Origin of the sequence: Flavobacterium sp. RSP46, from assembly GCF_003984825.1 — a bacterium.
Classification (GTDB): domain Bacteria; phylum Bacteroidota; class Bacteroidia; order Flavobacteriales; family Flavobacteriaceae; genus Flavobacterium.
The window spans coordinates 179,448-198,380 of sequence record NZ_RYDM01000001.1; the positions used below are offsets into that span (position 1 = coordinate 179,448).

The 18,933-nt window shown below is 34.6% G+C and carries 21 protein-coding genes; 9 read left to right on the forward strand and 12 right to left on the reverse strand.

Annotation, left to right across the window (positions count from 1 at the left end; translation table 11 throughout):
* Nucleotides 1-49: 49 nt before the first annotated feature.
* The gene (locus tag EKM01_RS00815; protein ID WP_126552891.1) at nucleotides 50-1,510 is read right to left on the reverse strand and encodes a hypothetical protein; all 1,461 of its coding nucleotides are present in this window, start codon (nucleotides 1,508-1,510) and stop codon (nucleotides 50-52) included.
* A 406-nt stretch (nucleotides 1,511-1,916) separates the two neighbouring features.
* Between EKM01_RS00815 and EKM01_RS00820 the strand changes: the two genes are divergently transcribed.
* The 8 genes from EKM01_RS00820 (at nucleotide 1,917) to EKM01_RS00855 (ending at nucleotide 9,774) form a co-directional block, all read left to right on the forward strand.
* The gene (locus EKM01_RS00820) at nucleotides 1,917-2,360 is read left to right on the forward strand and encodes a GNAT family N-acetyltransferase (RefSeq protein ID WP_126457805.1); all 444 of its coding nucleotides are present in this window, start codon (nucleotides 1,917-1,919) and stop codon (nucleotides 2,358-2,360) included.
* Nucleotides 2,361-2,370: 10 nt separating this feature from the next.
* On the forward strand, nucleotides 2,371-2,829 hold the full coding sequence (locus tag EKM01_RS00825; RefSeq protein WP_126766266.1) for a hypothetical protein: 459 nt from the start codon (nucleotides 2,371-2,373) through the stop codon (nucleotides 2,827-2,829).
* A gap of 123 nt (nucleotides 2,830-2,952) precedes the next feature.
* On the forward strand, nucleotides 2,953-4,419 hold the full coding sequence (locus EKM01_RS00830) for a lipopolysaccharide biosynthesis protein (protein WP_126766271.1): 1,467 nt from the start codon (nucleotides 2,953-2,955) through the stop codon (nucleotides 4,417-4,419).
* Complete coding sequence (gene dut, locus EKM01_RS00835; protein ID WP_126552895.1) at nucleotides 4,416-4,850, forward strand: dUTP diphosphatase; 435 nt, start codon at nucleotides 4,416-4,418, stop codon at nucleotides 4,848-4,850. Before EKM01_RS00830 ends, dut begins: the two co-directional genes overlap by 4 nt.
* An 84-nt stretch (nucleotides 4,851-4,934) precedes the next feature.
* Nucleotides 4,935-5,945, forward strand: coding sequence for a sugar phosphate nucleotidyltransferase (locus EKM01_RS00840; RefSeq protein ID WP_126766275.1), 1,011 nt, complete (start codon nucleotides 4,935-4,937; stop codon nucleotides 5,943-5,945).
* Nucleotides 5,946-6,362: 417 nt separating this feature from the next.
* Nucleotides 6,363-7,712 carry a lipopolysaccharide assembly protein LapB gene (locus EKM01_RS00845; protein ID WP_126766280.1) on the forward strand — a complete coding sequence of 450 codons (1,350 nt, stop codon included), beginning with the start codon at nucleotides 6,363-6,365 and terminating at the stop codon, nucleotides 7,710-7,712.
* Nucleotides 7,712-8,497, forward strand: a complete 786-nt coding sequence (locus EKM01_RS00850) for a DUF4292 domain-containing protein (protein WP_126561344.1) — start codon at nucleotides 7,712-7,714, stop codon at nucleotides 8,495-8,497. Before EKM01_RS00845 ends, EKM01_RS00850 begins: the two co-directional genes overlap by 1 nt.
* Before the next feature lie 23 nt (nucleotides 8,498-8,520).
* The gene (locus EKM01_RS00855) at nucleotides 8,521-9,774 is read left to right on the forward strand and encodes a murein hydrolase activator EnvC (protein WP_126455028.1); all 1,254 of its coding nucleotides are present in this window, start codon (nucleotides 8,521-8,523) and stop codon (nucleotides 9,772-9,774) included.
* Between the two features lie 201 nt (nucleotides 9,775-9,975).
* On the opposite strand, the gene EKM01_RS00860 is transcribed toward EKM01_RS00855, so the two are convergent.
* Entirely contained in the window at nucleotides 9,976-10,824 is an 849-nt protein-coding gene (locus tag EKM01_RS00860) for a polysaccharide deacetylase family protein (RefSeq protein WP_126766284.1), read from the reverse strand.
* Nucleotides 10,825-10,839: 15 nt separating this feature from the next.
* Nucleotides 10,840-11,868: a hypothetical protein gene (locus EKM01_RS00865; protein ID WP_126561342.1), complete on the reverse strand. Its 1,029-nt coding sequence runs from the start codon at nucleotides 11,866-11,868 to the stop codon at nucleotides 10,840-10,842.
* A gap of 340 nt (nucleotides 11,869-12,208) precedes the next feature.
* Here EKM01_RS00865 and EKM01_RS00870 point away from each other — a divergent pair, with 340 nt between their 5' ends.
* On the forward strand, nucleotides 12,209-14,287 hold the full coding sequence (locus EKM01_RS00870; RefSeq protein WP_126766289.1) for a TonB-dependent receptor: 2,079 nt from the start codon (nucleotides 12,209-12,211) through the stop codon (nucleotides 14,285-14,287).
* 22 nt (nucleotides 14,288-14,309) lie between these two features.
* On the opposite strand, the gene EKM01_RS00875 is transcribed toward EKM01_RS00870, so the two are convergent.
* From EKM01_RS00875 to EKM01_RS00905, 9 genes are all read right to left on the reverse strand, one after another.
* Complete coding sequence (locus EKM01_RS00875; protein ID WP_126457823.1) at nucleotides 14,310-14,753, reverse strand: cytochrome c; 444 nt, start codon at nucleotides 14,751-14,753, stop codon at nucleotides 14,310-14,312.
* 3 nt (nucleotides 14,754-14,756) lie between these two features.
* Nucleotides 14,757-15,881, reverse strand: a complete 1,125-nt coding sequence (locus EKM01_RS00880) for a PQQ-dependent sugar dehydrogenase (protein WP_126577084.1) — start codon at nucleotides 15,879-15,881, stop codon at nucleotides 14,757-14,759.
* Nucleotides 15,882-16,087: 206 nt separating this feature from the next.
* A complete protein-coding gene (locus tag EKM01_RS14500) occupies nucleotides 16,088-16,240 on the reverse strand; it encodes a hypothetical protein (protein WP_156063279.1) in 153 nt (50 codons plus the stop codon).
* Between the two features lie 12 nt (nucleotides 16,241-16,252).
* Nucleotides 16,253-16,420: a hypothetical protein gene (locus tag EKM01_RS14505; protein WP_156063277.1), complete on the reverse strand. Its 168-nt coding sequence runs from the start codon at nucleotides 16,418-16,420 to the stop codon at nucleotides 16,253-16,255.
* A gap of 25 nt (nucleotides 16,421-16,445) precedes the next feature.
* On the reverse strand, nucleotides 16,446-16,955 hold the full coding sequence (locus EKM01_RS00885) for a DUF2480 family protein (protein WP_126457829.1): 510 nt from the start codon (nucleotides 16,953-16,955) through the stop codon (nucleotides 16,446-16,448).
* 81 nt (nucleotides 16,956-17,036) lie between these two features.
* On the reverse strand, nucleotides 17,037-17,360 hold the full coding sequence (locus EKM01_RS00890; RefSeq protein WP_066075681.1) for an SUF system Fe-S cluster assembly protein: 324 nt from the start codon (nucleotides 17,358-17,360) through the stop codon (nucleotides 17,037-17,039).
* Nucleotides 17,361-17,488: 128 nt separating this feature from the next.
* Nucleotides 17,489-17,896 carry a GxxExxY protein gene (locus tag EKM01_RS00895; RefSeq protein ID WP_126457831.1) on the reverse strand — a complete coding sequence of 136 codons (408 nt, stop codon included), beginning with the start codon at nucleotides 17,894-17,896 and terminating at the stop codon, nucleotides 17,489-17,491.
* A gap of 70 nt (nucleotides 17,897-17,966) precedes the next feature.
* Nucleotides 17,967-18,386 carry a SufE family protein gene (locus EKM01_RS00900; protein ID WP_126563510.1) on the reverse strand — a complete coding sequence of 140 codons (420 nt, stop codon included), beginning with the start codon at nucleotides 18,384-18,386 and terminating at the stop codon, nucleotides 17,967-17,969.
* A 23-nt stretch (nucleotides 18,387-18,409) separates the two neighbouring features.
* Complete coding sequence (locus tag EKM01_RS00905; protein WP_126552911.1) at nucleotides 18,410-18,841, reverse strand: hypothetical protein; 432 nt, start codon at nucleotides 18,839-18,841, stop codon at nucleotides 18,410-18,412.
* Nucleotides 18,842-18,933 lie beyond the last annotated feature (92 nt).

An 18,933-nucleotide genomic window follows, 5' to 3' on the forward strand; every position in this document is an offset into this window, starting at 1 on the left:
ACAACATAAATGTAGATGCTGTACCAAAGATACAGCATCTAATTAATAATTAAAGGTCGGTATAATAGTGTTTAAAGTAGTAATCTACAATGCCATTTTTCTTCACATTATAATCCACACCACCATCACTGACTGTTTCACCAGTAGCGCCAAGACCTACAATAGTTGCTAAAACAATTCTACGTGAGATTTCTGCATTTGTCCTAAACTTTGCATTACCGACTGAAACATTAATTTTAGCTGAACCGCTTGCCTCGGCATTTGGTTTAATTTTACCATCTTCAAGTTTAAAACCTGACTTCATGGAAAGTTCAAAAGATGCTGTAGCCTTCAAGTTATGTATGGAAAAAATAGCGAAATCCTGTGTATTTTCGCTCATGTTCCAATCTTGGTCAAATTCAGCACCAAAATCAACCCAATTTTTATCTTTGACATGTTTTCTTTTACATCTGAATTCTTTTACAATATAATCTTTTGGAGAAGCTGTTATTGTGCCATCTGCGTTTTGTGTGACAGAACCATCAGTTGTGCCGCGGTAAAATCTCAACTTTTGATGTGTGCCACCAAACCCCATGTAACCAGTTCCATTTATTCTTATTCTTGGGATATAGGAACTGATACCATCTGTTTCGGGAATATTATTATGATTGGTATTTGTTGTCAGTAATGTTGTTGTTGGTATTGTATTGTTATTATTAGTAAATCCACTAGGATTGTAAACCATGAATTGATTCTCACTAGTTATCAGTTCATTATTTTGGTCTAAAGGTGTAGGTAACAGTTCTATAAAATTACAAGGTCTACCAGCAATATCACATGGATCTATAGGTACGATTACATAAACGGGATTGTTATCTAAAAAATTGTTATCAAGATTATTAATAATTTCATAATCACTGTAGCCTGTATTAAATTGAAATCCGATGTTTGTTTGCGAATTGTTTAGCGGATCGAATGAAACATAATATTCTTGTGCATTTTGATCATCATTTTCATATTCAGGATCAAATGGAAAAAAAATTTGTAATTCCTGTGAAACAAGAAGATTAGTTAATTCATCTGCAATAAACGCTGTAGATCTAAAATTGTTCTTAGAAGTTAAGTTTTTGTCCAAAATTTCTTTAATTGTTTTATAATCATTAGAATTATTTTCAAACTCTTTTCTTAAAGCATTTTTAAAAATATTTTGCTTTCTTAAATTATTTATTTGGTTTTTGAACGTAGCTTGTTCATTTTTTCTTAAACCTTCTTCTTGTTCAAGTAAGTATGCAAAAGATACAATATTTGCATCTTTGTCAACTTCTTTCATTTTGTTATTTAAAGCGTTTTTGACTTCAGAGTCAGTTAATAACTTGCCTAACAAAATAGCAGTTTCTTGTACTAACTTCTGTTTTGAATTTAAATTTGTTTTTTCTAGTGTTTCACTATTGTTTTCAGTAGAACAACTGATTACCAAGAGGCAGAAGGAAAGTAGGAATATACTTTTTCTCATTATAAATTTTGTTCTCATTTAAGATTGTTTTAATTGTTTTAAATTGATAAATTTTAGATAAGTAGCTACAATATCATTTTAGAAAAAAAACTTAATTCTAAATAACGTCTTACTAAGAACTTATTTGTTTTTTTTGACTCCAAAACTACCCTCATATATTTTAACATACAAACACTTGTTATCGGAATTCACGGAATTCCGTGTCTTAATTCCGTGAATATTTTTTTAAAATACCTGAACATCAATAATTTGAAAACATGATTTTTTCTATGAATTTAAGCTATAAGCTCTAATTTTAGGTGTTGCGCGATAAATGACACTTATTAAACTTCAAAATTTTCAATTAGATTTCTCAAAAATTTACCCTATCATCACTTTCAATCTCATTCCTTTTTCTCTAATTTTACATTTTTGAAAAGCAAATATGAAATTAGAAATTAGAGAACTGACCACTAAACAGGAAATGTTAGCTCAATATGAAGTTATGCTACATTTATATACGAATTTCACTTTAGACAAATACGATGCGTATCTCACAGAGATGATCCCACACAACTACAAGCAAATTGCCGTTTTTGAAGGTGATGTATGTGTTGGACTCTCTGGATTGTGGTCAGGAACTAAACTCTGGTCTGGCAAGTATTTAGAAATTGATAATTTTATTGTACACCCAGATCACCGCAAAAAAGGAATTGGCAAAATGTTGACGGATTATGTTGATGCTTTGGCAAAAAAAACGGGCTGTACGATGATCGTTTTAGATGCCTTTACCGGAAATTTCACCGCACATCGCTTTTATTACAACCAAGGTTACGTACCCAAAGGGTTTCACTTTCTTAAAATTTTAAACGAAGAAGGTCTAAGTTAAAGAGAAAATTATGAAAGGATATAAAATAATTTTTTTCTCTGTGATTACCGCTATCAGCCTTACTTTTTGCGCCATGAAACAAGAACTTCAAACAGAATTTCCTCAAGAAATACAATCAGTATTCTACCAAAAAGTGAAAAAAGATACGGAAAGCAGCGTGATCAATTTTTATATCGAATTCAAAAAACCGCTTGCGGCAAACATCAAATTGGAGAAAATCTATTTTCACAATCAAGAATCTCTAGTTCAGGAAATTACACCAAAAGACTTTAAATCTTCATTTTTACAAAGCAATAAAAAAGAAGATTTGATTATGGATATAAATCCCACCAAAGAATATTGCAACAAAGCACCTATAATTTCAAAGACCAAATTCGATATCAAATCCACAGAAGCAGTATTAAAATACAAGCTAAAAAATAAAACGTATTATTTGAAAATCTCCAATGTCTTCGAAAAACCGCTCTAATTAAAATCTTCAAATCAAATATTTTCTAAGACAAAACAGCAGTAAAAACAAAAAGGTACTGAGGTCATTTAAACCAAAGAATTGGTTATTTTTGTCGATATCAATTTAAACAAATACGCCATTTTGGGATTATATAAAAATCTTTTTAAACAGACTGCGATTTACGGTTTAGCAACGGTTGTCCCGCGAATGTTCAGTTTTTTTTTGGTGCCCTTATATACGGATTTACTTCCAAAAGCAGCATACGGAAAACTTTCCATCATTTTTGCCGGCATGATTTTTTTTAATGTCATTCTTGCGTACGGAATGGAAACCGCTTTTTTTAGATTTTACAATAAAGAAACAGACAAGAAATCGGTAGTGGAAACCACATCCGTTTCGCTTTTTTGGACTTCCATTTCGTTTCTATTTATAGCATTATTATTCCGCAATAAATTAGCCGTTTGGGCCGGAATTGAAGCGCAATTTATTACGTATAACATCTGGATTTTAGTGCTCGACGCTTTGGTGATTGTTCCTTTTTCTAAATTAAGAGTCAATCAACAACCGATAAAATACGCCATAATCAAAATAGGAAATGTAGCTGTCAATTTATTTTTGAACCTTTTCTTTTTGAGTTATTTACCGGTGATTTCACAATCAAACCCGGATAGTTTTTTAGGTTCTTTTTACTTGGAAGATTTTCAGATAGGCTATATTTTTGTGTCTAATTTAATTGCCAGTCTACTGACCTTTATAGTGTTGTCACCCAATTACTTTATATTGAAATGGCATTTTGATTATTCGCTTTGGAAACGCATGATGCAATACGGTATGCCTGTTATGGTGGCCGGAATAGCATTTGCCATCAACGACCAATTTGACAAAATTTTATTGGGATACTTATTGCCTCCTGACATTGCTGATGCCGAAGTGGGAGTGTATAACGCCTGCTACAAACTCGGTTTGTTCATGGTCTTGTACCGAACTGCCTATACTTTGGGAATCGAACCCTTCTTTTTTAGCCATTCTAATAGTAAAGATGCGCCACAAACCTATGCTACAATTACCAAATATTTTGTCATTTTTGGGTCGTTTATATTACTGTCCGTCATCGTTTTTGCCGATGTGCTCAAAGTTATTATGATCCGAGATGATTCCTATTGGGAAGCCATGAAAGTAGTACCATTAATTATTTTGGCTAATTTTTTCCTAGGCATTTACACCAACCTTTCCGTTTGGTACAAACTCATTGACAAAACGCATATTGGTGCATACATTTCTATAGTGGGAGCCATCATTACCTTAGCATTAAACTTTCTTTTAATTCCTACAATGAGTTATTACGGTTCTGCAATTGCCACCATTGCGGCTTATGGAAGTATGATGTGTATTTCCTACTATTTTGGGAATAAATATTATCCTATTCCGTATGATACCAATAAAATCTTCATGTATCTATTGATTTCAGTAGGATTTTCGGCAGTTTCATTTTATGGTTTCAGAGAGAATTATTACGTAGGAATCACGTTATTACTGGTGTTTATGTATTTTATATACCACAATGAAAAAGAATTATTAATCAAAATTATTAATCGAAAAAAACAATGACAATAAACATAATCAACAAATCACAACATGCCTTGCCTAACTATGAAACCATAGCCTCAGCAGGAATGGATTTACGTGCCAATTTAACGGAACCCATAACATTAAAGCCACTGGAAAGAGCGATTGTAAAAACAGGTCTTTTCATCGAATTGCCCATAGGGTACGAAGCGCAAGTAAGACCTCGAAGCGGTCTCGCTGCTAAAAACGGAATTACGGTGTTGAACGCTCCCGGAACAGTAGATGCCGATTATCGGGGTGAAATCGGAGTTATTTTAGTAAATTTATCCAATGAAGATTTTGTTATCCAAAACGGAGAACGCATTGCGCAACTCATCATCGCAAAACACGAACGTGCAGAGTGGATTCAAGTACAAGAGCTGACAGAAACCTCCAGAGGAGAAGGCGGATTTGGTAGTACGGGAGTGAAATAGATTTAATAATTTAAAGATTGAAAAATTTAAAGATTTGCGATAATCTTTAAATTTTTCAATCGTTTAATCTTTCAATAAAAAAACATGAAAATAATTGTCCCAATGGCAGGCCGTGGTTCACGCCTTCGCCCACATACATTAACCATTCCTAAACCTTTAATTCCTATTGCAGGAAAACCGATTGTTCACCGTTTAGTAGAGGATATTGCAGGCGTATTAAATCAAGCGATCGAAGAAGTAGCCTTTATTATTCATGAAAGTTTTGGCAAAAAAGTAGAAGAGGAACTAATTGCTATCGCACAAAAATTAGGCGCCAAAGGCACTATTTATTACCAAAACGAAGCTTTAGGAACCGGTCACGCCATTATGTGTGCCAAAGATTCTTTGAGTGGACCAGCAGTTATCGCTTACGCAGATACGTTGATTCGGGCTGATTTCGATTTGGACCAAAATGCCGACAGCGTGATTTGGGTGAAACAAGTAGATCAGCCGGAAGCTTTTGGTGTTGTAAAACTGAATGAAGCAAATGAAATAGTAGAATTAGTAGAGAAACCGGTAACTTTTGTCTCAGATCTTGCCGTTATCGGAATTTACTATTTTAAAGATGTGGCCGTGCTGAAAAACGAATTACAATTAGTATTAGATAACAATATTATCCACGGTGGTGAATATCAAATAAATGATGGTATCAAACAAATGATGGCTAAAGGCATGAAATTTGTTCCCGGTAAAGTGGACGAATGGATGGATTGTGGCAACAAGAATGTAACCGTGGAAACCAATTCCAGAATGTTAGGATTCTTGCATAATGATGGCGAACATTTAGTGGATTTTGATGTCAAATTAGAGAATTCGACTATAATTCCGCCTTGTTATATCGGTAAAAATGTAATTTTGATTAACGCAACTGTTGGTCCTAATGTATCTTTAGGAGATGGATGCCATGTTTCAAACAGTACGATAAAAAACAGTTTGGTACAAACCCATTCTCATATCAAAAATGCGAATTTAGACAATGCAATGATTGGGAATCACGCGAGTTTTGATGGGAATTTTTCCAGTATTAGCATTGGGGATTATTCGATTTTAGAATAAAAAAATTCAATTAATGCACTAAGAAATAAGAATAAAACAATGTTGCATTTTTTTACCATATAAGTCATGTAAGTTTAAGTTTCAATTGTGTTAGCCTTATGTAACTTAAACAATCATAAGGTCATTTAAGGTTTAATTCTTATATGACTTATATATCAAATAGTATTTCACTCATTTTTTAGTATGACATTAAATAGGTCCAACTACTTAAATGCTATAATCAAAAATAAAAATATTTAATTTTAAACATACGAGTCTTGCAAGGCTATGTGGCTTCGCTTAAATGAACTATTGGTTTTACTTGAATTAATTCAAAACTTATATGACTTATATGTTTAAACAAGTATGCGACGAAATGTTATTATTTGTAATGTTAAGTGGTATTATATAAAAAAGATTCAGGATTAAAAATACAGCATGAAAAAAAGCGCTTTCATAATTTTATTTCTCGTTTTGCAATGCAATTCGGCTTTGCTGTGGGCACAAACAGAACCTGAGGAAATAAAGCTCGATACGGATCAGTTTCAGGAACTTTTTTACGAATCGTTGTTGCAAAAAGGGATTGAGAACTATGATAAAGCAATTGTAGCTTTGGATAAAGCCAATAAAATTAAACCCAATGATGCCGCCGTATATTATGAGTTAGGGAAGAATTATTTAGCATTAAAAGAGTATAAAAGTGCTTATAATTACTTTGAAAACGCCACTAAAATTGATCCTAAAAACAAGTGGTTCTGGATAGGAATGTATGATGTGAGTTACGAAACTAAAAATTTTACTCAGGGAATTACCGTCATCAATAAGTTGATTGAATTTGATCCCAAGTACAAAGAAGATTTGACCTCACTTTATATGGGGACTAATCAGTATGAGAAAGCTTTGGCACTGATTCAGGAACTTAATGAAACCATCGGAAAAACAGATAGAAGGGAATTATACAAAAGCCAGATTCTGTCTGTAGGAAAATTTCAGAATATGGAGATTACCAATCTGGAAGATCTGATTGCTAAAAACCCACAGGATGAGTTCAGTTATATCAGTTTAATTTTTTTGTATTCGAAAAATAATGAAGAGTCAAAAGCGTTTGAAACCGTCAAAAAACTCGAAAAAGCAATCCCAGATTCGGAGTGGGCACAAGTAAGTGTATTCAAAAATTACTTGGATGCTAATGACGCACCAAAAGCCATTAAAGCAATGAATATTGTTTTGGCCAGTGCCAAAATTGATTCAAAGATTAAACACCGAATTCTGAATGAGTTTCTGGTTTTTACCGATAAAAATCCGCAATATTCGACTGATTTAGAGAAGGCTGTCGGCTATTTTGACAAGGATACTTCCGTTGATGTTGCCAAAGAAATTGGGAAGTTTTTCCATGCTAAAAAACAATGGAACAAAGCAATTATGTATTATGAAAAATCAGCAAATAAGGAATCTGATGATGCCGTCGGAACGAATTTACTTTTGCTTCAAGCGCATACGGAGATGAAACAATTTGATACAGTAGCTAGGAAAGCTTCGGCACTTATGGAGACTTTTCCAACGCAGCCTCAGTTTTATTATTATGCGGGTTTAGCCAACAATCAGCTGCAACAATTTAAAAAGGCGAAGGGTTTTTTAGAAATGGGCATGGATTATGTAGTGGAGAATAAAGAGTTGGAAATCAATTTCAATATTCAACTTGGAGAAGCGTATAATGGTTTGGGAGATTTCAAGAAAAAAGACTTGTTTTTCTCTAAAGCCAATCAATTATTAAAAGAAAAAAAATAATGAAAAAAATTTCAATAGTAGTTCTACTTACTGTTTTTATGATTTCTTGTAAATCTAAAGCCATTGTGGTTGCTGCCAGTAATGAGCCCGTTGCTGAAGCGGGGTATATGTCAGCCAAAAAAATAATAGAAAATCATTATAACAATAAAAATGAATTTTCTACATTATACATTAAGTCAAGCGCGCGTTATGCGGATGACAAGCAGACCCAAAACGTTACCGCAGAAATTAAAATCAAGAAAGACGAACAAATTTTAGTAAGCATTCGTTTTCTTGGAATTACAATGGCAAAAGCATTGATTACGCCTTCCACGGTGAGCTATTACGAAAAAATCAACGGAAACTATTTTGAAGGGGATTTCAGCAGTTTAAGCCAGTGGTTAGGAACGGATTTGGATTATAATAAAATCCAGAACATGTTATTAGGTCAGGCTATTGATGATTTGACTAAAGGAAAATATCTAGGAACATTATTGGAACAAACCTATCGATTAGATGATACATCGAACAAAAACACGAAAAAATCATTCTTTTTAGATGCCGATAAATTTTTAGTTCAAAAGCAAGAAATTACACAAACTGCCGAAGAGCGAACGATCAAAGTTACATACACAGACAACAAAGTATACAACGAGACAACATTGCCTACAAGTGTTTTAATTAATACGTTTCAGAAGAAAGGAACTACCGAAATCAGTTTAGATTACAATACGGTAACTTTCAATGAAGAACTTTCTTTTCCTTATAGTGTTCCAAATGGGTACAAAAGAATTATAATTAAGTAAATTAGCAAAAATATTTTTCCGATATGCCAAAATTTCTCCTAAGCCTAATTTTAATTTGTACCACTTCATTACTATGGAGTCAGGAATCCCAACAAGAAAAATTAGAAGAACGTAAAGCTCAAATTCAAAAAGAAATTCGAGAAAATGAAAGATTACTGCAGAATGTAAAGAAAAAAGAGAAATCCGCTCTCAATGTGGTGATTATTCAAAGTACTAAAATAAGGCTTAAAGAAAAATTAATAAATACCACTGAAAAGCAAACCAAGTTGCTTAACAACGATATGTATATTAATCAGGTTCAGATCAATAAATTAAAAAAAGAATTGGGGGAACTGAAGGAGGATTATGCCGAAATGATTTTAAAATCATATAAAAGCCGTTCGTCAGAAAGTAGAGCGATGTTTTTATTGTCTTCTGAAAACTTTTTACAGGCATACAAAAGAGCGCAGTACATGAAGCAGTACACCAGTTATAGAAAAGCACAGGGCGAGGAAATTAAATCTAAGTCGACCAAGTTATTGGACTATAATGATAAATTAAACATTCAAAAAAAGGAAAAACAAAAACTGATTGCCGAAAACGAAAAGGAACGATTGGCTCTGGAAAAGGAAAAGAAAGAACAGCAAAAGGTAGTAAATTTTATCAAAAAAGATAAAAATATGATTGCCAAAGAGCTTAAGAAAAGACAACAAGAGTACAAATCAATTGACAGACAAATCAATAAATTAATTCGGGAAGCCATTGCGGCAGCCAATAGGAAAGCCGCCTTAGAAAAAGCGAAAGCCAATCCAAGTGCTCCGGTTTCCAGAGGTGCAGTGTCATCCTCTAAAATTGAGTTAACTCCCGAAGCTAAAATAGTTGCTGATAATTTTAGAGCGAATAGAGGAAGATTGCCGTATCCTGTTGAAAAAGGATATATATCATTAGGATATGGAAACCAAACCCATCCTTTGTTCAATACAATTACGGTTCACAACAGCGGTGTAGAAATCACTACGGACAATGGCGCAAGTGCCAGAGCTGTTTTTGGAGGAGAAGTAACCAGTGTCATCGTTTTGTCACCAGTAAACAAAGCGGTAATGATACAGCACGGAGATTTCTTTACGGTCTATCAAAATTTAAGCTCAGTGTCAGTCAATAAAGGAGATAAAGTGAGTATAAAGCAAAGTCTTGGAAAAGTAAGAACGAATGGCGAGACCGGAAAAACGATAATTAAATTTTTAATCCTACAAAATACAACCTATAATAATCCTTCAAGCTGGTTGTCCCCAAGATAGAAAATAGTTGTCTGATAAAAAAAGCACTATTAATTCAATCGAATTGATAGTGCTTTTTTTAGTTAAGGAATTCTTTAGTATTAATGGATAAAAGGTCTGTTGACGAAACCTTTTTGACGGTTGTGCTCCATTGCTGTAGTGTTAGTATAGATAGCTGTTTGATTTTTGAATAAATTAACGAATTTAGAACCTTTTAATGGGTTATTCTGCTTTATTAAAAGAAGAATGTACAGCTTTCATCATTCCTTCAGTAGACCAGGTTCCGGAAACTATAATACGTCTGATAGTGTACAATGGATCTGCAGGATCTCTTTTGGTTGATAAAATATAAGCCATTTCATAACCACTTTTCTTAATTTCAGGAATAGCTGCAGTATTCCATAATCCAAACGGATAGGCAAAATCCGTCACCGGTTTTCCTATGATTTCTTCTAATTTTGCTTTTGGTTTTACCAATTGTAAATTCCAGTCGTCGCCCATATATTTTGTAACCATGTGGTGATCCCAAGTATGCGCGCCTACCACATGTCCGTCATCAGATAAGCTTTTAATTTGCTTTTTGCTCATATATCCGGGACGATTAATTGAGACAGTCATAATATAAAACACGCCTTTGAAACCCTGTTTTTTCATTTCGGCTGCGCCAATGCTAAATTGTTCTTCTCTGGTATCATCAAAAGTAATCATGATTGGTTTTTCCGGTAAGGGACCATCAAATACTAAATAATCATAGAGTTGTTGTGGCAAAATGGTTTTATATCCTGCATCGGCTAAGGCTTTCATTTGTGCTGCAAAAGCACCAGGTTTTACGGTGTACACTTTCATGTTTCCGCTCGCACTGGCACTAAAATCTCGGATATTATGATAACATAAAACGGGTACTTCTTTTTTTGAAAGAATAGTCGCAGCATCAGCCGCTACTTTTTTTGGTGCAATAATTTTTGCAGGAACAGTTATAAGCGGGATTTCCGGTATTATTTTACGAGGTTCTGATTGGCATCCAACTACTAAAAAAAATCCAATAGAAACCGAATAAAGAATATTCTTCATAAATCAATTAGTAAATTATTGGTACTGAATGTAAATTGGTTTTGGAGTAAATTTTACTAATTCCTCTGGGCTGTACATCTTCCAATCGTTTTTATTGTCATTTTTATAAAATAATTTAAAACCAGTGAATTGTACCGGTTCTCTATAAATATAACTCATATACGTGGACTTTTTTAGAATTTTACTTCCAAAACCATCCATGTCCATAACGATTTGAACTTCAGGAACGGTCTTGATTTCTTTATAGTTTTTTACCATGCCCTGAGTAAAACGGTGTATTACAAGCACTTTTGGAGTCAGTTTATTTTTGCGCACAATATTTGCCAATATGTCAATGGCATCGTTAATATCAGCGGCAGTGAAATGCCCGATTTTTGAACCTGGGCGCTCTCCATTTTTCATAGAAAACTCCGGATCAATTCCAAGGTGTACATTAGGCATGGAAAGGTATTGTTCCAGTTCTGCCACTTCTGCCTTAACGGTGCTGTGTCCCACCTGAATGTCTAGAAATACGAGCGCATTTATAGGTTTTGCCCAACTTATAATAGTGTCTATTTGTTTAAATGGCATTCGCATGCGGTGCATATTATTTTTCCCCGGAGCGCCTTGAGCGGTAACGGCAATATAATGCAAAGCGGGAATTGCTTTTACAGTAGAATCAGCAGCTTGCCACTTGGCCACTTCACCTTGTAATTTTGCCAACATTTCTTTTCGGGGAATTTCACCTAATATTCCCATTCTGGTGGAATATAAGTTGCCGTAATAAGCAATGATTCTATTGTAGGGCAAGAGTGCGCCCGGTAAAGGATAAGGGGCTTTTACAGGCCATCTGCCCGTGGTGTCATTGTTGCTTAAGGCAATCATTCTGGAATTAAAATCAAGCGTGTCGATGGTAAGGGCTATTTTCTTTTCTATCGAATTTACTTTTACGGTGGCCGGTTTTTCTGTTTCACTTTCATTATCAGCGGCTTTATTCCGATTACAGGCTAGCGTACTTAACAATAATACGGGAAGTGTGATATATGCAATTGTTGATTTTTTCATAGGTAGCTACTACTTTTTATTTAAAATGAAGGTCCAAGTTTAAAGATAATTTAATTCTCGGATTAATCACAAAGATATGATTTTTAAAGAACGTCATTTTGGTTAAACTAGTGTTTTTAAAATGGTGTTTTTTATATAATTTCCGTTTAAACTAGACTTTTGTGTAATTTTACAATAATCTTTAATCGAATTCAAAACAATATGAAACAGAATGTAAATTGCAACTTATAATTGTAGGGAGCATTTTTATTTAATCCATATTTTATTTAAAAGGGTTTTTTGGAACAAAAAGAAAATACTAACTTTATAAACGTTTTCATTCCCTTAAACACAACAAAAATTGTTCAAAAACAGCCTTTCCTTTCTTCTTTTTTTATGTAGTGTTTTCACTGTTTTTGGACAAATAAAAAAAGATACCATAGCCCTTTCAGAAATCACTTTGAAGGGTTCGCCAATTAAAAATGCACCTCAAAACACTGCTTCTTCCGTTTCAGTGATTACTACTGCCGACATCAATAAAAGTGATGGCATTATACTGACCCCTGTACTAAACAAAATTCCCGGGGTTACCATGCAACAAGGTGCGTTGAACACCAACAGGATTACGATTCGTGGCATTGGCGCCAGATCTCAATACGGAACCAATAAAATAAAAGCCTATTTTGATGGTATACCATTGAGTTCCGGTGATGGTGAAACCACTATTGACGATATTGATTTAGCGTCAATCGAAAAAATAGAAATCATAAAAGGACCAAATTCTACGAGTTTTGGATCCGGTTTGGGTGGCGTGATTCAGTTGTTTTCAAGAGAAACTCCATTATTGGAATCGTTTGGAAAATCAACAGTTACTTTTGGGAGTTTTGGGTTGCTACAAAACCGACTCTCGGCAGGATACAGCGATTCCAAAACGAATGTATTTGCGAGTTTTACGGATTTACAAAGTGAGGGATTCAGGGAAAATAGTTCCTATGACAGAAAATCATTTAACCTGCATGCCAAACAAAAAATTAATTCAAAGGGTAGTTTTTCCTTTTTGGGAACATTCACCCGATTGAAAGCTTTTATTCCAAGTTCTATCAATGAGACGGATTTAAGAAATAATCCGGAGAAAGCAGCCGCTACATGGGCAGCCGCACAAGGTTTTGAGTCGTATGATAAATTCATGCTGGGTTTAGGATACGACCATCAATTTTCTGAAAAATGGTCGCTGCAAACCAGTATTTTTTCTAATTTTAAAGATGCTTACGAACCCAGACCTTTTGATATTTTGGACGAAAAAACAAGTTCGCTAGGCCTTCGTTCGAATGTGAATTACAAAGACCAATTGTTTTATTTGCCCTTTGAACTGAGTTTTGGTACCGAATTATTAACGGAAAAATACGCGTATTCCCTTTTTAAAAATTTGTACAAATCGCAACCTGGTCAAGGTAGTTTAAAAGGCGACGAATTCAGCTCCATCGAACAAAACCGGAACTACAGCAACTACTTTTTACAAATGGAATTTTGGATTTCAGAAAAACTGCATCTGGAAACCGGAGTAGCATTTAACACAACCAAATATTCGTTAAAAGATATTTTCGAAAATAATTCTGGGGCTCAAAAAATGCCCTTTACTTTTGGAAATGTGTGGTCACCAAGAATTGGTTTCTCGTATAAAGTAAGCAAAGGAAAAAATATATTTACATCAGTGAGTAAAGGATTTTCGGTGCCATCAGTTGCTGAAACACTGACTCCAGAAGGGCAAATAAACACCAATTTGAAACCAGAAGTGGGGTGGAATTATGAATTGGGTTTCAAAGGAAACTGGCTTGAAAATAAAATATACACCGAAGTAACGTTTTATAGCACACAAATTGAAAATTTATTAGTGGCACGACGCACCGCCAATGATCAATTTGTTGGGATTAATGCGGGAAGCAGCTCACATTCAGGATTAGAATTCTTGGTTAATTACAAACTTTTCGAACTTACCCAATTTCAAATGACTTCTTATTTTTCAGGTGCGGTGAATAACTTTAAATTCAAAGAATTCTTGGATGGTGATGCTGATTATTCGGGAAATCAATTGACGGGCGTTCCTGAAAAGCAATTTAATTTTGGAGTAGATTTAACCACAAAAAATGGATTTGGTGTCAACACTTCTTTCCGAACGATGGGTAAAATTCCGTTAAATGATTCCAATACAAAATACAGTGAGCGGTATTCGTTGCTTGATATTAAAACGACCTATGTTTTCACGATTCTTAAAATCCTGAAAACAGAGCTGAATGCTGGAATCAATAACGCTTTGGGTACTAAATATGCGGCTAATATTTTGCCAAACGCAGTTGGTTTTGGCACTGCTGCGCCACGTTATTTTTATCCAGGAAATCCCGTCAATTTTTACGGTGGTTTTTCGGTAGCGTTTCTTTTTTAGATAGGAATCCTAAGCCGATATTTTATTTTTTAATGCCCGCGACTTCTTTCTCGGTAACGATTTTGGTTTGTTTATTGCTCCAAGATGTCATAATGTAATTCATCACATCAGCTACTTCCTGATCCGTAAGTCCCATGGCCGGCATGCTGCTATTGTACTTGATTTTATTGACAGCAATTTCGCCACTTTGTCCAAATTTTACGGCAGCGATACTTTGATTTCTCTTAGTTTTTAACCAGTCCGAACCGTCTAGAGGCGGGAAGTTCTTACCATCTCCTTTTCCATTTGCGCCATGGCATTGCATGCAAAAATCTGCATAAATTTCTTTTCCGGGTGACTGAAGTTTTGCAGTAACTGCGGTTTCAGTATTCAAGTCAATATAGTTGTCTGCGGAAAATGGATTTGCAAAAGAGAAGCTTCCCAATACAAACACTCCAAATCCTAAAAATAATTTCGTTATCAACATCGTTTAATTTGGTATAATTTTAATAATTCCTTTTCCTTCCACGCCCATATAAATATAGCCATCCGGACCTTGTGCCACATTACGCACGCGACCAATTCCGGTTGCAATTTTTTGTCTGCCGATCACTTCGTTTCCTTTTAACTTTAGCAATTCAAGATATTGGAATTTCAAAGAGCCCACCAATAAATGTCCTTTCCAGTCTGGATATTTGTCGCTGGTGACAAAGGTCATTCCGCTTGGAGCGATGGACGGCAACCAATAATAAATAGGTTTTTGGATGCCTGGTTTTTCATTTTCTTTACTAATGGTGGTTCCGTCATAATCGATACCATAAGTAACCACAGGCCATCCATAATTGATTCCTTTTTTTATGATATTGATTTCGTCTCCACCTTGTGGACCATGTTCATGTTCCCAAATGGCTCCTGTTACGGGGTTTTTGGCCATTCCTTGCGGATTCCGATTTCCATAAGTGTAAATTGCTTCTTTGGCTCCGGTTTGACCTACAAATGGATTGTCTTTAGGAATGCTTCCATCATCATTTAATCGGTATATTTTTCCGCCATCACGCGTAATGTCTTGCGGATTTACAAAATGTTCGCCCCGCTCTCCGATGGAGAAATATAAATAACCATCGTCGTCAAATAGAATTCGGGAACCAAAATGTTGTCCTTTTGTAGTGTTTGGAGTGGCTTTGTAAAGTGATTCGATTTGTGTCAGCGCTCCGTCCAATAATTTGGCTCGAATGAGTTTTGTGTGACCGCCGGTACCTTCCCCTTCATCGGAAGCGAAGGTCATATAAATCCAACCATTTTTAGCATAATCAGGGTGTAAAGCGATGTCTAATAACCCGCCTTGTCCGCGTGCGTATACTTTTGGAACATTTTTGATTTCTGTTTTTGTTCCGTTTTTAATGTGATATAGAATACCACTTTTGTCAGTAACCAACATTGCACCGTCTGGCAACCAAGTCATCCCCCACGGAACAACAATATCTGCAACCACGGTTTCAAGCGTATAGTTTTTTACCTCGTCTTTAATAGGAATGTCATCAGATTTTACCTGAGCGTTACAACTTAAAGAAAGAAAGGATATAATTGAAAGTGAAACTAATTTAATTTTTTTCATGAGTATCATTTTTGGTCTTTAAAAAAAAGAAATCTTTTAAAGATAGTAAAAGAGGATTTAAAAAGGCAAATAAGTATTTGATTTTGCTTAGAATTAACAAAAGGGAGCTATTGAATTCCTTTTTTAGAGCTATGATTTAAATTTAGAATTGGACAAAAAACTCACCTAAAAATCAGGGGGTTAAATTTAATCTTCTTGAAAAAAAATTATTTCTTAGCGCTGTATTTTGCAGTTCTGTCGTTGTTGATTACCCCTTTCCAGTTCAATCCAAAACCAAAATCATTCACATTACCAGATGCATCTGTGTGTGGAATCATGTCAAGAGGAACGTCTTCTAATTGTTTTTCAACGGTTGTCATATTCAATGGCATTTACAATGGCAATAATCCGGAAGGTTCTGTTTTACCCGAAACAATATCCAATAAAGCTTCCATTTGAACACCAAATTCTCCCACGATGGCATCTACTTCTTTTTTAAATTCCCCAAAAACCATTGGATTAGAAATATTCACAGATACTAATACCGGCTTTCCTTTCATGGCGCTTTTAGTTTCCGTAATGGTATTATCCTTTTTTAGGCGCTTTGTATAATGGAACGGCAGAGCAGGCTTCACCATACATGATACTTCGTGCAAAAGGGTACAAGTAATGCGCGGCCAATACATAAGCCCGCATCGGAACCGGTTTTCTGGAGCATCCTTTTATAATAATAGGCTTGTTTTCATACGCTGAGTAGTCAATTTTAGGGAGTAATTCTTCATACAAGGATGCGTCTAAATCTTCCAAGGTTCCATTGATAATTTTCTTTGCAAATGGCGCCAATTGAATGGCAACCAAAATCGAAGCCCAGGCAGGAACAATAGCATCAGTGCTGCAGTGAATTGCCACATAGTGATCTTGATATTGTGACCAATCGTGATTTTTCAGTTCCTCTCTAAAGTCTTTTTCTTTCAATAAAAATCCTTCTAAAAGCCATTTTGAAATATCGATTTGCGTACGAATCCCTTTTGGATAATAGTCTTCAAGATCGAAAACTTCCAAAACACTATTCGTAACTTTATTTATTATTTCCATTTTAAAAGTCATAAAGTCGAATATCGAAAGTCATAAGGTCAATTACTTAGAGACTTTATGACTTTCGACATTAGGACTAATTTAAAGCATTCCCAATTCTAATTTAGCTTCTTCGCTCATTAAATCTTTGCTCCAAGGCGGATCAAAAGTAATTTCTACTTCAGCGTCTTTTACATGTTCGATCGATTTCACTTTTTCTTCCACTTCTCTTGGTAAGCTTTCTGCAACGGGGCAGTTGGGCGAAGTAAGGGTCATCAGGATTTTTACTTCATAATCCGTATTGACCATCACGTCATAAATTAATCCTAATTCGTAAATGTCTACAGGAATCTCCGGATCGTAAATAGTCTTTAATATTTTTACGATCGATTCTCCTAATTCAGTTGTGTCTATTTCTTGTTCCATTATTTGAGTGTTTTAACCATATAAGACATTGAAGGTCATTTAAGGTTTTTGTTTTGAATATTATATTTGTACTTTTTTTTATTATTTAGCTTGATTAAATCATATTTAAAGTCTGCTATGTTTGTTTTTTATTCTTCCAGATATCTATATCTTTCGTTGACATATGTTTTTTGTCCTTCTTTAAAAATATGTGTTACATTGAAATTTATCATTAATCCTATAGGAATTTCTAAAAGGTTCATATAGGTTAAAATTTGAGCTTCATGTATTGGTAAAACTTTTTCTATTGCTTTCAGTTCAACAACCAAACTTTTTTCAACCAATAAGTCACATCTTAATCCTGTTTCAAGTTCTAAACCTTTATAATAAACAGGAATTGTAAGTTCAGTTTGAAATTCAAAACCTCTTATTGTCAATTCTTTTTTTAAACAAGTATGATAAACACTTTCTAAAAGACCGGGACCAAGATGTTTATGTACTTCTATGGCACAACCATTAACCTGATAAATTAAATCTTTTAAATATGTTTTGGTCATAAATTTCCATTTTTTATTCTGACTTATATGACCTTAAATGTCTTATATGGTTAAACGAATTAGTTCGCAATTAATTCTGCGAATTGAATGCCAAAGCATACATTTTTATATTTTTTATCATAGATACCAATCCGTTGGCTCGAGTTGGCGACAAGTGTTCTTTCAAACCTATTTCGTCAATAAAATGTAGATCTGCTTCCAGAATATCAGATGCTTTTTGATTGGAAAAAGTACGAATTAATATCGCAATAATTCCTTTGGTCAAAATGGCATCACTGTCAGCAGTGAAAATAATTTTATCATCCGTTTGCTCTCCTTGCAACCACACTTTGGACTGGCAGCCTTTGATAATGTTGTTCTCTGTCTTGAATTCTTCTTTGATTAAAGGAAGCTTTCTTCCTAATTCGATGATGTATTCATAACGCTCCATCCAGTCGTCAAACATGGAGAACTCCGCTACAATTTCTTCTTGTATTTCTTTAATTTTCATACTATGCTGAATTTATTTCAGTATTATTCTTTAGCTAATGAAGTTATCGTATTCACAAACTTCTTAATTTCTTTTGGTGGAAAACCGTGATCAAAACTAGTGGTTTCATAGGCTTTCTCCTTAAGGGTAATTTTCAGTTTGGCTATAGCGGCACCGTCATGAAAACGTTTTTCGCTGGGCGCTTTGAGCTTAGACAAACTATCCAATTTCACTGTTTTAAAACAATCTACTAACTCTTTCCAGTCGGCATCCGATACTTTTTTGGGTATTGGTTTGTCATTTCCGTCTCTGTCTTTTGAAACTGTCAGTATCTGATTTTTCAGCGTTATTTTTTGATAAAAACCTCTGGTGTTGGCCGTGTATTCAATAACAGTAGTTTCCATATCTTGCGCTTTGGCACTATTGCAACCGTTGCCCATAAAAATAGTCAGGAATATAATAGATAGTATTTTCATATGAAGATAATATTTGTTTTTTATAGGAATATGGTATCGCCAGATCTTCATTGGTGTTTGATACAGCTTCTGTCATGGCGATTTCATATGAA

What these genes read in the sequence shown, in the direction of transcription:
- EKM01_RS00815 (WP_126552891.1), bottom strand. Translation starts at nt 1,510, where the DNA reads ATGAGAACAAAATTTATAATGAGAAAAAGTATATTCCTACTTTCCTTC.
- EKM01_RS00820 (WP_126457805.1), top strand. Translation starts at nt 1,917, where the DNA reads ATGAAATTAGAAATTAGAGAACTGACCACTAAACAGGAAATGTTAGCT.
- EKM01_RS00825 (WP_126766266.1), top strand. Translation starts at nt 2,371, where the DNA reads ATGAAAGGATATAAAATAATTTTTTTCTCTGTGATTACCGCTATCAGC.
- dut (WP_126552895.1), top strand. Translation starts at nt 4,416, where the DNA reads ATGACAATAAACATAATCAACAAATCACAACATGCCTTGCCTAACTAT.
- EKM01_RS00840 (WP_126766275.1), top strand. Translation starts at nt 4,935, where the DNA reads ATGAAAATAATTGTCCCAATGGCAGGCCGTGGTTCACGCCTTCGCCCA.
- EKM01_RS00845 (WP_126766280.1), top strand. Translation starts at nt 6,363, where the DNA reads ATGAAAAAAAGCGCTTTCATAATTTTATTTCTCGTTTTGCAATGCAAT.
- EKM01_RS00850 (WP_126561344.1), top strand. Translation starts at nt 7,712, where the DNA reads ATGAAAAAAATTTCAATAGTAGTTCTACTTACTGTTTTTATGATTTCT.
- EKM01_RS00855 (WP_126455028.1), top strand. Translation starts at nt 8,521, where the DNA reads ATGCCAAAATTTCTCCTAAGCCTAATTTTAATTTGTACCACTTCATTA.
- EKM01_RS00860 (WP_126766284.1), bottom strand. Translation starts at nt 10,824, where the DNA reads ATGAAGAATATTCTTTATTCGGTTTCTATTGGATTTTTTTTAGTAGTT.
- EKM01_RS00865 (WP_126561342.1), bottom strand. Translation starts at nt 11,868, where the DNA reads ATGAAAAAATCAACAATTGCATATATCACACTTCCCGTATTATTGTTA.
- EKM01_RS00875 (WP_126457823.1), bottom strand. Translation starts at nt 14,753, where the DNA reads ATGTTGATAACGAAATTATTTTTAGGATTTGGAGTGTTTGTATTGGGA.
- EKM01_RS00880 (WP_126577084.1), bottom strand. Translation starts at nt 15,881, where the DNA reads ATGAAAAAAATTAAATTAGTTTCACTTTCAATTATATCCTTTCTTTCT.
- EKM01_RS14500 (WP_156063279.1), bottom strand. Translation starts at nt 16,240, where the DNA reads ATGACAACCGTTGAAAAACAATTAGAAGACGTTCCTCTTGACATGATT.
- EKM01_RS14505 (WP_156063277.1), bottom strand. Translation starts at nt 16,420, where the DNA reads ATGAAAGGAAAGCCGGTATTAGTATCTGTGAATATTTCTAATCCAATG.
- EKM01_RS00885 (WP_126457829.1), bottom strand. Translation starts at nt 16,955, where the DNA reads ATGGAAATAATAAATAAAGTTACGAATAGTGTTTTGGAAGTTTTCGAT.
- EKM01_RS00890 (WP_066075681.1), bottom strand. Translation starts at nt 17,360, where the DNA reads ATGGAACAAGAAATAGACACAACTGAATTAGGAGAATCGATCGTAAAA.
- EKM01_RS00895 (WP_126457831.1), bottom strand. Translation starts at nt 17,896, where the DNA reads ATGACCAAAACATATTTAAAAGATTTAATTTATCAGGTTAATGGTTGT.
- EKM01_RS00900 (WP_126563510.1), bottom strand. Translation starts at nt 18,386, where the DNA reads ATGAAAATTAAAGAAATACAAGAAGAAATTGTAGCGGAGTTCTCCATG.
- EKM01_RS00905 (WP_126552911.1), bottom strand. Translation starts at nt 18,841, where the DNA reads ATGAAAATACTATCTATTATATTCCTGACTATTTTTATGGGCAACGGT.